The sequence below is a fragment of the Pleurocapsa sp. PCC 7319 genome, from assembly GCF_000332195.1.
Taxonomy (GTDB): Bacteria; Cyanobacteriota; Cyanobacteriia; order Cyanobacteriales; family Xenococcaceae; genus Waterburya.
On the sequence record NZ_KB235922.1, the window covers coordinates 330,323 to 343,204 of the forward strand.

The following is a 12,882-nucleotide window of genomic DNA, read 5'->3' on the forward strand; positions in this document are numbered from 1 at the left end:
TATCGACTTCGTATCCCAGCAAAACCATCACCAAACGCATAATATGAATTCTGAAATCCCCTTAGGTTCGGTTATTCAAGGTTCTTTAACCAAAGGTTTAGAAGTGAGATTGCATCCTGATGTGTCTGTGGAGGATATGCGAGTTGGCAAATTTTTGGTAGTACAGGGGGTTAGATCTCGTTTCTTTTGCTTATTGACTGATGTGTCTCTGGGAACTTCGAGCGATCGCATTATTGCTAATCCTCCCCCCATTGAAGATACTTTTTTACGGGATGTGTTAGCAGGAAGTGGGACTTATGGCACGGTCGATATTTCCCCCATGTTGATGTTTACCCCCACAGCAACTACCAGCGACTTATCGAGTTTGCCAATAGATCCCCCTAAAGATACTAGTCTAGCTTCTCTGGAGGCACAAACCAGTACAGAGATGCAATTGCTACCTGTCAAAACAATTCCTGCTCACTTTAGCCAAGTTTACGAAGCTTCTGAAAACGACTTTCGGAGCGTTTTTGGCTGGGAGGATGACCCTTATCGCCGCAATTTTTCTATTGGTCAACCTTTAGATATGGACGTACCTGTCTGTATCGACCTAGATCGTTTTGTTGAACGTAGTAATGGTATTTTTGGTAAATCTGGTACAGGTAAATCGTTTTTGACTCGTCTCTTATTATCGGGTGTGATTCGTAAAGGTGCCGCAGTCAATTTAATGTTTGATATGCACTCCGAGTATGGTTGGGAGGCGATGAAAGAAGGCAAGCAAATAAGTACCGTCAAAGGCTTGCGTCAACTTTTTCCAGGACAGGTAGAAATATATACTCTCGATCCAGAATCCACTAAACGTAGAGGAGTTAGGGATGCCCAGGAACTTTTTCTTAGTTACGATCAAATAGAAATTGAAGATTTAAAGTTAGTGGCATCAGAACTGGGTCTTTCAGAAGCAGCTTTAGATAATGCCAACATTTTGTATAACGAATATGGTCGGTCTTGGATCATGCGATTGGTAAATATGACCAACGAAGATATCAAGATGTTTTGTGAAGCCAAGCAAGGACATCAGGGTTCAATTTCTTCTCTACAGCGAAAACTGATGCGCTTTGATAGTCTCAAGTATATTCGTTCAGCTTGTCCACATAACTACATCAATCAGTTAATTCAAGCTTTAGATGCGGGAAAAAATATCATTATTGAATTTGGTTCCCAGTCCAATATGCTTTCTTATATGTTGGCAACCAATATGATTACCCGTCGTATCCATGCCAGCTATGTTAAAAAAGCTGACAAATTTCTGCAAACTAAAAATCCTCTTGATAAGCCGCGTCAATTGGTAATTACAATCGAAGAAGCACACCGTTTTCTTGATTCTAGCGTGGTACACCAAACAATCTTTGGTACGATCGCCCGTGAAATGCGGAAGTATTTTGTCACTCTATTGGTTGTAGATCAACGTCCTTCAGGAATTGATAACGAAGTAATGTCTCAAATTGGTACTCGTGTTACCTGTCTACTCAATGATGAAAAAGATATTGAGGCGATCTTTACTGGAGTTTCTGGAGGCAATAGCTTGAAATCAGTATTGGCTAAACTAGATTCTAAACAACAGGCATTAGTCTTAGGTCATGCTGTGCCAATGCCTGTTGTAGTTCGTACCCGCGCTTACGACGCTCAATTCTATCGTGAGATTGGGGTTACAGACTGGGAAGAAATGCCCAATGAAGAAGTTTATGCTGCAGCCGAAATTGCTAAAGCAGACCTAGGATTTTAAGGTAGATCTTATCCCTTTTTTATCACTCTCCGAGTATTAAAATGAAAGGAGAAAAAAAGGGCACTGGTTCCGTTATATGCGGAGCGGTATCCTTTAGGAAACCCCTTCGTAACTAAAGTTTAGTCAAAAGAATCTGCTTTGCCAGCTAATTCATACTTAAAATGACGAGTTTAATTCACATCAGACGTATTATGCTAAATATTTAAAAATATTAGGTAAAGAACGATATTATTGATACCCAAATGTCAGACAAACTGCCTCAAAAACAAATAGTTGCTATGGGTGGTGGAGGATGGGGAATGGAACCTGATAATCCTCTGTTAGATTTTTACGTTTACAATTTGTCAGGCAAAAAAGAGCCTAAAATCTGTTTCATTCCTACTGCTAGTGGAGACTCAGAAGACTACATCGAGAGATTTTACCAACATTTTGTCCCTAAACCTGCCCATTTGTCTCATTTATCTTTGTTTAAACCTTCCACTTCAGATTTAAAAACCTTGATTCTCAACCAAGATATTATTTATGTGGGTGGTGGAAACACCAAAAATTTGATTGCTTTGTGGAAAGAATGGCGGCTTGATAATATTCTGCGACAAGCTTGGGAAGAAGGCATAATCTTGTGTGGCTTAAGTGCAGGTTCAATTTGCTGGTTTGAGGAGGGAGTGACAGATTCTATACCAGGAAAATTGACAACTTTGCAATGTCTTGGCTTTCTCCCTGGTAGTAATTGTCCTCATTACGATGGTGAAGTTGGCAGAAGACCTGCTTATCAGCAACTTTTGTCTCAAAACTTAATTAGTGAAGGTTATGCTGCTGACGATGGAGTAGCTCTACATTTTGTTGATGAAGGCTTAACAAATATTGTGTCCTCTCGTCCTGAAGCCAAAGCTTATTACCTAGAAAAGAAGAATGGAACAGTCTTAGAAAATACACTTAATCCTCAATATTTGGGAAGCTGAACAAGTAATGACAAACATTTTTTATTCATTCAGCAAAAACCCAAACAATTAATCAGCGTTTGCTTTTTTAGATGCTTTCCAAGCGTCTTTAGTTCTTCCCAAGTTAAGCTTAAACTCATCAAACCCCATAAGAGTACCTGAACGATCTTCGTCCCAACAAGCTGAAAATAGACCGTAGCTCAAACCTAAAACTCCCAAACCTAAAAAACCGAAAGATACTGCCAATGCTAAATATGGCGGCAGCTCTACAACTTCTTTGATTTTGAGCCAGTAGAAAATAAATAGGGATGACATACCCAAGACAGAGGGGATACCGCAAAATACAGCCATTCGTTTCCCCATCCGTTTACTAACTACATCAGGAATTGCTGATAAATTGGAATTTTGACGAGAACTTCTGGAAGTGGATTTTGGTTTTTTCTTGCTTGTAGACTCAATGGGAGCTGTTTTCTCAGCCTGCTTTTTGTTATTTTTTTTATTATTTTTACGGGGTTCAAAAGGTAAACGACCCCGTTGAGGATCTGATGGCATGGATTTACCCAATGATTAACGACGAATGCCGAGGCGAGCAATTAGTTTTTGATAGCGTTCATAATCTTCTTTTTGAATATAGGCGAGAAGACCTTTGCGACGACCAATCATTTTGAGCAAACCACGGCGAGAAGAATGATCTTTTTTGTTGGCTTTGAGATGAGCCGTTAGCTGATTGATCCTTTCGGTAAGAACAGCAATTTGTAAATCGGCTGAACCAGTATCGGTTTCATGAATCTGGTATTCTGCCATTAATTCTTGTTTGCGCTGTTGAGTCAAAGTCATGTTGATTAAGTTGAGATTGTCTAGATATATTTAAACTGCAAACTATTATAGTACCATCGATTTTTTAAATCTTTCATTCTCATGAAAACTAACGGTATAATCACGAAGTAAGTGCGAGGTCTGACCGCTTTTCAAGTAGAGTACTGTACACCATGACACTTTTTGATCTGTAATAATAAGCAAGCTCTAAATTTAGCAAGCATTTAACCAAAAGTGAAATCATCTCCTGATACTAATTCTTCTAATGGTTCTAATTCAGTGACTCAGGCTTCTGGTTTGGGAACATTTGGTGGCGTTTTTACCCCCTCAATTTTGACCATCTTAGGGGTAATAATGTACCTGCGCTTTGGTTGGGTAGTAGGCAATGCTGGATTAATCGGTACGCTGATTATCGTGACTATTTCTACTTCTATTACTTTTCTCACAGCTTTATCAGTTTGTGCGATCGCTACTGATAAAGTGGTGCGGGTGGGTGGAGCCTACTACATGATTAGTCGCTCTCTGGGGATCGAGACAGGAGGAGCAGTAGGTATTTCTCTCTACGTTGCTCAAGCCGTATCAGTTGCCCTTTACACCATTGGTTTTGCCGAAAGTGTGGTCAATGCCAAAATTAATATTTTGGGCTTCAGTATCAATTTTGGCGATTTTGGGCTTAATCAAACTTATGTTGCCCTAATCATCACGATTTTAGTAGGTATCTTAGCAATTACTTCGGCGGAATTAGCCATTAAAGCTCAGTACTTTATTATGGCTGCGATCGCCATATCTCTGCTGATGTTTGCTTTGGGCAGTCCATTACCGAATGTCGAACCACAGATGTTATCTGGTCCACCAGAGACCGCTCTTCCTTTCTGGTCAGTATTTGCCGTATTTTTTCCGGCAGTGACGGGGATTATGGCAGGGGTCAATATGTCTGGCGATCTAAAAGACCCCGTAAAATCTTTACCCCTGGGGACTTTGGCAGCAGTGGGAACAGGATACGTTATTTACATGATTTTGCCTATTTTTATGGCTATGCGGGCTGATTCTGCCAACCTAATCGATGAAAATGTCTTTGTAATGCAGGAAACTGCATTGAAGGGTTTCGGTTTTACTATGCTGTTAGGGGTTTGGGGTGCAACCTTAAGTAGTGCTATTGGCAGTATTCTGGGTGCGCCTCGCGTATTACAAGCATTAGCGAGAGATGGAGTATTACCACCACTATTTAATTTTTTGGGGAAAGGACACGGTAAAGATGACGAACCCCGAAATGGAACTCTAGTTAGCCTGGGAATCGCGATCGCCGCTGTCTGTGTCGGAGACTTAAACTTAATCGCTCCTGTGCTGTCGATGTTCTTTTTAACTACTTATTTAGTGTTGAACGTTTCGGCAGCCATTGAAGGTTTTTTACAAAGTCCTTCTTACCGTCCTAGCTTCCGTGTGCATTGGTCTTTATCTCTCTTGGGGGCAGTAGGCTGTCTGGGGGTAATGTTTCTAATCAATGCCTTGGCTACAGTTTGTGCTGCGGTAATTGTCTTAGGTATCTATCTTTGGCTACAGCGTAGAGAATTAGAAACCACTTGGGGGGATGTTCGTCGAGGGATGTGGATGGCACTGATCAGCCAAGGTATTTTTCAGGTAGAGGAACAAGACGATACTAAAAACTGGCGACCTCATATCTTGGTTTTGTCTGGCGCACCCCAAAGACGTTGGTCTTTGATTGAATTAGCAGATGGTTTTAGTCACAACCGTAGTTTAATGACCGTTTCTAGCGTTTTACCTAGTGGTTCTCGCGATCTTAAACAACAATTAAATCTCGAAAAAACAATCCGCGACTATCTTCAGAAACGAGGAGTACAAGCTCTGGTTCGAGTCGTAACCGCTGACGATCCTTTCGAAGGGGCCGTACGTTTAGTAGAAACCTATGGTTTAGGTCCCTTAGTCCCGAACACCATAGTTATGGGAGACAGTGAACAGCCTGAGCGGAGAGCAAGCTTTTGTAATGCGATCGCCGAAATTCATTCTAGCCAAAGAAACGTGGTTATATTTCGCGAAAATCAAGAGCAAGGATTTGGTTTTCGACGTAGTATTGATGTTTGGTGGGGGGGAATGCAAGCTAATGGAAGTTTAATGTTATTGCTAGCTTACTTACTACGTACTGATATCAATTGGCGTAATGCCCGGATTTACCTGAAATTAGTTGTTCCCGACCAAGCGGCAGCAGCGGCAGCGAAAGACAACTTGAGTAACCTAAGTAAAGATCTGCGGATCGACGTAATTCCTAAAGTAATAGTTGCTGAAGGTCGTTCTTTTGATGAAATACTACAACAATCTTCTTCCAATTCAGATTTAATATTCCTGGGTATGGCTCAGCCATCGGATAATTTCATTCAGTACTATGAAAAATTACAAGCTAGAGTAGCAGATTTGCCTTCTACTATTTTTGTTCTAGCTGCTCCTGATTTTGCCATTGGTGAGGTTTTAGCTGAGTAAAACTACAAACTAAGAGCTGAAAGCTAATAGCTGATGGCTAACAACTACTAGCTTTTGGTTTATAAGAGGGTGTAAGTCATAACCTAGCCTACGTGAGTTCGACGAGGTGGAAAAAGCTTAAATATTTCCCAACTTTCTACTTTTTAGACCTCAAAAGTCCTGATTGTTTCGTTAAGAAAAAAATAACTTCTAACTCCGAATTGCGAACTTCGAACTTTCGTTAAACTAAGCTACATTCCACTCAGATTCTTGACTAGTATCAGGTACTATAGTGTTTCGTGGATTCCAGCGTGAACGCAATTCCTCGATATGCATATTTTGTTCGTCTTTTTTGAGATGTCGAGGACTACTTTCAAAAGATAAAGAAGAAGGCAAAGCATCAGCACCATATTCTGCTTCTATAAAAGTTGCTATCTCTGCATAAGAAGGAGCAAAGTACTCCCCAGAAGATGTGGATGCATAATCGCTCTTTTTCTTAGTCTCTGAAGATTGATATCGTCTTAAGGCAGCCGAAAACAATCCCGTACCGTCATCAAAAAATCTTTCTGATGTTGTCCCATACTGTTCATAGGGGAAGAAAGATAAATCTTCTGTTGCTTGACTAGCTACCCAAGAGACATAAGACCAATATTCACTAAATGTGCCGAATTCATTAGCAGAGCGCATCATCAGTAACAGCCAATGTTCTATTGATTCGTAGTATTTGTTTACCTGGTGTGAAAATGACTTGAGGTGCTTTTGTCTGAACCACATATGGTGGGGAACAAAAGTTCCTTCATGATCTGTCAAAGCCTTGACTCCTAGGACATAATGAATCCACTTGTTCCATTTAGACACAATATTGGCATTTCCCCAGCCATTGTGCTGAATTAGGGCGAAAGTATGTTTAATTTGCCCCTCTTGTTCACGAATTAGTTCCCAGGTATCTACAGGCAGTAGATCGCTATCCCAGACTACATACCATTCGCTCAGATTATCAATTCCTTCAAACGCACCAAGTTTTAATAGCTGCTGATAGAACCAGCCTGGTGTATATAGAGACTGTCCTAGATCGAGTTCAGCGCAGATTTTTTCTTTGGTCAGACCGCATTTATGAAAAAAAGTTTCTTCTTCATAAGTATACAAAGGAGCAGTTTGCCACTCCTGAGCTATTTCTCTAAGCGATCGCGCTTCAGTTGCAGGAGCAATAACATGGATTGTCCGTGGTTGATAATGGGTAGTAATACCCTCTAAAACAGCTCGCGTATTCCAGCGAATTTGATACAGAGGGATCACAAAATCAAATATTTTTTGTGGCATAAGCTTAAAAAAATTGCTGATTTAAACGGCTGATAAAGTTGGTTCCGTAGTTGGCTCATCGTCGATAAGCGCATGGGCAACTGTTGATGGGTCTTCTAAGCCCACATCACTACAGAGAGGATCGATACCTAAGCCTTGTCTGGGATAGTCGGTACAAATTTGCTGATACTCATCGATCGCCTGATAAAGTTCCGCTTGGCTTAGGGAGTTTAGATAACCGCATTGACCAATTTCTGCTTTAGGCAATGGTGCTGCCAGATTCCCACCGCGTTTCTGGACAATTTTTACCTGGGAAGACCAAAGTGTCTCTTTTTTGAGCATGATATCGTGCCATAAACTCAAACCAAAGGAACTAATTAGGCGCATAATTCTGTGGAATTGTTCCGCACTAATCCAGTTCAAACGATAGCTCAAGTAAGCTCCGAAACCCATACCAATAGAGACAGCGTGTCCATGCAATAAGCCGGCTTCAATTTCAAAACCAGGAGACCAAGTATGACCATAGGCATGAGGACGACACTGGTGAGTTTCATAAAGATTATCGTATTCTGCTGCTACATAGCTTCTTAGAGCTGCTCCCAGAATTTTCTGAGATAATGTATTAATTTGCTCCTCAGGTTCACACTCAAGAGTGCCAAAGCGAGTGGTAATGAGTTCCGGCCCAGCTTGCTCTAGATAGCTAAACAATTCTGCATCTTTAGTTACTGCCATCTTCACAATTTCAATAATGCCGTGGCGTAGCCATCCTTCTCTAAGAGTCTTGAAGAAAAAGCGATCCGTAATTGAGAGAATGGGGGGATGATAAGCACCAAAGAGATTTTTGTAGCCAAAACCATCGCAGCAAGTTCGGGGAGAAGGACCCGCATCAATGCCTGCCACAATTGAAGTAGAAAGCATCACATAGGGAGTATTGCGATGATATAGAGCGCAGGCAAGTCCAGCAGTATCTGCCAGTACGCCGCCACCTACAATCAATACAGGTTCATTACGTGACACACCGAGACCCTTAAGATCCCCAAGCATCTTCTCAACGGTATAAATACCTTTATCTACTTCCATGGCACGATATACGAGCTTTTCTAGCCGAATACCGTGATAGTCGAAGTAATGCTCAATTTGCTCACCATAGTAACGCTCGACATTTTTATCTACTATACAAATGCAGCGTCCGTGAACAATATACATATCTCTCAAAACCAATTTTTCTGGGTCAAGAGAGTTATCAATAACCCTAATGGAGGTAAATGTACTAGACCTCATTACTGCTTCAATAACTTGGTCATCAGCAGTACTTTCCACAAATCCACGACTTTCACGATAGTTGGATGTGGGGTACACTGCATGAGGATTTTCCGCTACTAGACGCTCTGCTAAATTCTGATAGAACTCTTTTTCTCTACTGCGTAAAAGACGATCTAACAGTTTACAGTTACTAATCTCAGACTGATGTATTCTATTGGCAAATAAAGTAAAATCAGTTCCAGCTGCTTCATCAAAAGAAGAGCAAAGTTCAGCAAGCAAACCAAAAAAATTACTGAGGGAAAGATTGAGACAACTCCGAAGCTTACGACAAGCTGATAAACTTTCCACTGCTCCAACCGTAGCAAACTCTTTGCCCAGTTCCTCTGAAAAGGCTGGACTACTAATTAAAGAGAGTAAGAGGCTTCTAAACTGTTCACTACAACAAATAGCTTCTACGGCATTGTCTAAATTTTGATAAGCCAGAGGCTCACAGTCATAGGTAGAGATAAAAGCCTTAACTGCCAAGGTAGTCTTTGTCATTATTAATTCCGAGAAAACGGTGTGTGCTATGTCAATCAGGGTTAAGATCACCCCCACTTCAATTAACTTAACATAAGTACTCATAAATTCAAAAATAATATTTAAGAGCGACCTGATATTTGAAGTAAATAAAGGTAAAAAAACCTATAATCAATCCCTAATATCCCTCCAAAAAAAACAAGACTAGAAAATCTAAACAGTTGCTTGGAATTGCTTTTAATAAGCTATTGCACATATCTCAAATTAGTATTACAGAAGTCATTGGCAAATGACAAAAGTATAAATCTTTTAATCAAAATACAATGACATTAGATTTAGATTTTCTTTTCTAGAGATTGGGTAATAGTGAAAAATTCAAAGTTAAATGTTCAATATTCAAAAATCAGTAAATGGCAATGCATAAATAACTGTGGTGCTTGTTGTAATCTTACTCCTGAAGATCGACCAGATTTAGCTAAGTACCTGTCAAGTGAGGAATTAGAGCTATACATGAGTATGGTGGGAGAAGACGGCTGGTGTATAAATTACGACCATTACACCAGAAAATGCCATATTTACCAAGACAGACCTCGTTTTTGTCGGGTACAGCCAGATAGCTTTGAGGATATGTATGGTGTTGAAGCAACAGAATTTAATGAATTTGCGATCGCCTGTTGCCAACAGCAAATCTCTGGAGTCTATGGCAGGGATAGCGACGAATTAGAACGCTATAATAAATCAGTAAATAGCACTTTAATTGAATAGTAAAATTGCATTATATGGATTTTGTTTTTTAAATTAGTGCTGTGATCTCACTAAATTAAACTATTTTTTGCTTGGCGATAATGTGTTCTTTACATGTATTTGTGTATAGGAATTAATTCCAAAATAAAACTGATAATGCCATTATGAAACAGACAACACAGAGATCTGCTATGCTATGTGCCGTGATTCTGGCAGTTACCATATTAGCGGAATTACCAGCATTTGCTAATCCCGCAGCATTATCTGAACTAAGAGAGAAAGTATTAATTAAGACAGTAAGTTTTAGTGTAATTTTGGTGGGAATAGAAATATTTGCTAAAGAATAGTTAAGGTTAGTTGACGATCATAATCTTTTGAATAATTAAAATTAACTATTTTTGTAGTAGCTGATAGCTATTGGCTAGGAGCGCAGCTACTTTACTGTCCGACCAAAATGAACGCCGCCCAATCACGAGGAGAAGGATATTCTTCCATAGTGCTTAACATCGCCTGACGTAAAGCTTGAGGTTTATGCTGATTTTCTTGAAGCTGGCGATAAAAATCCGTCATCAAAGCCGATGTGGGAAAATCAGGAACATACCAAAGAGAAACCATAGTGTTTTCCGCTCCTGCTAAGAGGAATGAACGAGATAAACCTATTACTCCATCTCCTGTAATTTTTCCTCTGCCTGTGTTGCAGGCACTAAGTACTACTAACTCTGCCTGTAAATTTAGAGCGAGAATTTCCTCGGCAGTTAAAAAACCATCGCTATTATCGCTAGTAGAAAATGCCAAAGAACTTTGTAATCCTTGATGTTCATCAAACAAACCATGTGTAGCCAGGTGGATTAATTTAGCACTTTTCATTTTGCCGATGACATTAGTTTCTGTTGCAGCCTCTCCAATGATGGGAGTTGTCTGCAAAATATCAGCGATCGCTTTGGCTTCTGTTTCTGCTCCAGTCAGTTGAGACAGGTATTCTGGCATGGGTTCAGGATTACCAACAATCAGTGCTTGAGATTTAGCGTCAGTAATAGTTGATTGCTCTGGTTGTCTGATGGCTAAAGTTTGAATCGAGGGAGCAAGTTGTAAAGTATACTGTTCGATTAAATATTCACCTTCACTATTTTGTAAGGCAGGAAAAGGAACCAGAAACAAGGAACCTTGGGGGATCAATACTACTAATTGCTCTGGATCTTGAGGTAGTAAATCTTTAATTGGTTCGATAAGTAATTTATAGGCATCGCGAGCAAAACTCAGCTTGCGTCGTTCTGGAGCTGAATTAGCTCGAACACCTCCCCGAAAAGAAATTACGTAGTCTTGAAGACGGGGTTTTCTGAGATCTAGCCCCCCTGCTACTGCCTCTCGGGAATCACTTGATACACTGGCAATAGAAGTTTTAAATTGTTTTTGGATAATAGCGAGGTCTAACTGACGAAAGTTGATCTCTCCTTGAGGATTGATTACCCAAATATATAGTTTTGATTCTGTACCATTGTGGTCTTCAATGATCGCATAGTTCACGATCGTGGCTTGTCGGTTTTGGGCAACAGTTTTGATTTCTTTGAGGCTGGGTGGGGTAATATCAACATCGATTTCTGACTCAGTAGACATTCGTTGCGCCAATAACTCAATAAAGGCTCTGGCTCTGCCCCGCTCAGCTATAGTTAAAGCTTCGGATGATTGATCCTGAGCTACATATGCTTGCTGCAATAAATCGTAGGTCTGTTTTTGGGTTTCAAATAAGGATATTTTTTGTTCATCCCGTAAACCTGGGCGCAGAGATTCAAATACTTTGATACTTGCTGCTAAGGTCTTGGTTGCACCTCGAAGATCTTGCGATCGCAGTTGAATTGCTCCTAAGCCACTCAAGGCTTTAGCTTCACCAATGCGATCGCCATTACTCTGTGCCCAACTTAAGGCTCGTTCCAAATAATCTCTTGCTAATTCATAATCTTGTCTCTGGCTATAGTAGTAACCTAAATTAATATAGGTGATGACTCGTCCGACTCCGCCAGAATTAGATAATGTACCTTCGGCTAATTGAAAATATTCCAAAGCTCGATTATTCAAGCCTAAATCTGTGGCTAGTAATCCCAAATTATTAAGGACATATACTTGTCTACTCCAAGCTCCAATACTGCGTAGTTCTCCCAAAGCCAATTGATATTGTTTTAATGCCTGGTTGCGATCGCCAGTAGCTTGATAGGCTCGACCCAAATTTTCTAAAGTCTTTGCCTTACCAATGCGATCTCCTGGTATGTTCGGTACAGAAAAAGCCTGTTTAAATGTCTCTAAAGCCTGATCGTATTGTCCGATTTCTAACTGAATTGAGCCTACAGCATTAAATGCTCTTCTTCGAGCATGAGGATTATGAGCAACGTTCAACGCTTGATATAAATTATTCTCTGCTTGTTTATATAACCCCTGATAACTATATACTTCTCCCAAAGCAATGCGAGCCTCGTTTAATTCTTGTCGTGCTAGGCGATCGCTTGATTGATTAATTTGTAGCTGATGGACTCCTACTCTCAATTTGCTCAGAGCTTGATTGTAGTTTCCTAATTCGAGAGCAATCAAACCTTCTAAAGTGGTTGCTTGACCATCTCGCATACCATAGCGTGAAATCTGAATAAGTTTGCTTTTAGCTGATTGGTATTTTGCTTGTTTATAGTCAACCTTCGCCAGTCCGATTAAACTGTTATATTTCCCAACTTGATCGTTAGCTGCTTGATAAATTCTAAGAGCATTTTCAAATTTAGTTTTAGCAGTCAACAAACTACCCTGATAGAGTTGTTGTCTTGCCGCCTCATAATCGCGATCGGCTTGTTGTTTATTTTGATTTATTGGTTGAGCTTGTACTTCTCGAATATCGAAACCAAAATCTACAGTCAGGCTAGGAATTAATAAACACCAAAGTAACAAAAATTGGCAAAAACTATTTCGCGATCGCATAGATAAAAATTGCAAATTTCAGCAATGACTCTACCTTCTTAGCCTCTTTAGTTAGATTGCGAAACAGTAACTTTACTTAGCAAATTTGATGACAAATTGCAAAACAATAAGTAT

Annotated in this window: 10 protein-coding genes; 5 read left to right on the forward strand and 5 right to left on the reverse strand. The window is 40.1% G+C overall.

Annotation, left to right across the window (positions count from 1 at the left end; translation table 11 throughout):
• The first annotated feature begins 43 nt into the window (after nucleotides 1–43).
• Both PLEUR7319_RS0105665 and PLEUR7319_RS0105670 read left to right on the forward strand, forming a co-directional pair.
• Entirely contained in the window at nucleotides 44–1,762 is a 1,719-nt protein-coding gene (locus PLEUR7319_RS0105665) for an ATP-binding protein (RefSeq protein WP_019504233.1), read from the forward strand.
• A 242-nt stretch (nucleotides 1,763–2,004) separates the two neighbouring features.
• Entirely contained in the window at nucleotides 2,005–2,721 is a 717-nt protein-coding gene (locus PLEUR7319_RS0105670) for a peptidase E (protein WP_019504234.1), read from the forward strand.
• 48 nt (nucleotides 2,722–2,769) lie between these two features.
• On the opposite strand, the gene PLEUR7319_RS0105675 is transcribed toward PLEUR7319_RS0105670, so the two are convergent.
• A complete protein-coding gene (locus tag PLEUR7319_RS0105675) occupies nucleotides 2,770–3,252 on the reverse strand; it encodes a PAM68 family protein (RefSeq protein ID WP_019504235.1) in 483 nt (160 codons plus the stop codon).
• Between the two features lie 15 nt (nucleotides 3,253–3,267).
• Nucleotides 3,268–3,537 (reverse strand): 30S ribosomal protein S15, encoded by a 270-nt coding sequence (gene rpsO / locus PLEUR7319_RS0105680; RefSeq protein ID WP_019504236.1) that lies wholly within the window; start codon nucleotides 3,535–3,537, stop codon nucleotides 3,268–3,270.
• 213 nt (nucleotides 3,538–3,750) lie between these two features.
• Here rpsO and PLEUR7319_RS0105685 point away from each other — a divergent pair, with 213 nt between their 5' ends.
• The gene (locus PLEUR7319_RS0105685) at nucleotides 3,751–6,009 is read left to right on the forward strand and encodes an amino acid permease (protein WP_019504237.1); all 2,259 of its coding nucleotides are present in this window, start codon (nucleotides 3,751–3,753) and stop codon (nucleotides 6,007–6,009) included.
• A gap of 225 nt (nucleotides 6,010–6,234) precedes the next feature.
• On the opposite strand, the gene PLEUR7319_RS0105690 is transcribed toward PLEUR7319_RS0105685, so the two are convergent.
• Nucleotides 6,235–7,308 (reverse strand): DUF6492 family protein, encoded by a 1,074-nt coding sequence (locus tag PLEUR7319_RS0105690; protein WP_019504238.1) that lies wholly within the window; start codon nucleotides 7,306–7,308, stop codon nucleotides 6,235–6,237.
• A gap of 21 nt (nucleotides 7,309–7,329) precedes the next feature.
• Nucleotides 7,330–9,090: a sedoheptulose 7-phosphate cyclase gene (locus PLEUR7319_RS0105695; protein ID WP_036798727.1), complete on the reverse strand. Its 1,761-nt coding sequence runs from the start codon at nucleotides 9,088–9,090 to the stop codon at nucleotides 7,330–7,332.
• A gap of 381 nt (nucleotides 9,091–9,471) precedes the next feature.
• On the opposite strand from PLEUR7319_RS0105695, the gene PLEUR7319_RS0105700 reads away from it, so the two are divergent.
• Together PLEUR7319_RS0105700 and PLEUR7319_RS0105705 are read left to right on the forward strand one after the other, a co-directional pair.
• Entirely contained in the window at nucleotides 9,472–9,834 is a 363-nt protein-coding gene (locus PLEUR7319_RS0105700; RefSeq protein WP_026102331.1) for a YkgJ family cysteine cluster protein, read from the forward strand.
• A 143-nt stretch (nucleotides 9,835–9,977) separates the two neighbouring features.
• A complete protein-coding gene (locus PLEUR7319_RS0105705) occupies nucleotides 9,978–10,160 on the forward strand; it encodes a hypothetical protein (protein WP_019504241.1) in 183 nt (60 codons plus the stop codon).
• A 91-nt stretch (nucleotides 10,161–10,251) separates the two neighbouring features.
• Here the strand turns inward: PLEUR7319_RS0105705 and PLEUR7319_RS34405 are convergent, their stop codons facing one another.
• Nucleotides 10,252–12,783: a CHAT domain-containing protein gene (locus tag PLEUR7319_RS34405; protein WP_144054257.1), complete on the reverse strand. Its 2,532-nt coding sequence runs from the start codon at nucleotides 12,781–12,783 to the stop codon at nucleotides 10,252–10,254.
• Nucleotides 12,784–12,882: the final 99 nt, after the last annotated feature.

Excerpts from the sequence above, each read along its gene's own strand:
- PLEUR7319_RS0105705 (WP_019504241.1), top strand. The coding sequence starts at position 9,978 with ATGAAACAGACAACACAGAGATCTGCTATGCTATGTGCCGTGATTCTG.
- rpsO (WP_019504236.1), bottom strand. The coding sequence starts at position 3,537 with ATGACTTTGACTCAACAGCGCAAACAAGAATTAATGGCAGAATACCAG.
- PLEUR7319_RS0105675 (WP_019504235.1), bottom strand. The coding sequence starts at position 3,252 with ATGCCATCAGATCCTCAACGGGGTCGTTTACCTTTTGAACCCCGTAAA.
- PLEUR7319_RS0105665 (WP_019504233.1), top strand. The coding sequence starts at position 44 with ATGAATTCTGAAATCCCCTTAGGTTCGGTTATTCAAGGTTCTTTAACC.
- PLEUR7319_RS0105695 (WP_036798727.1), bottom strand. The coding sequence starts at position 9,090 with ATGACAAAGACTACCTTGGCAGTTAAGGCTTTTATCTCTACCTATGAC.
- PLEUR7319_RS0105670 (WP_019504234.1), top strand. The coding sequence starts at position 2,005 with ATGTCAGACAAACTGCCTCAAAAACAAATAGTTGCTATGGGTGGTGGA.
- PLEUR7319_RS0105690 (WP_019504238.1), bottom strand. The coding sequence starts at position 7,308 with ATGCCACAAAAAATATTTGATTTTGTGATCCCTCTGTATCAAATTCGC.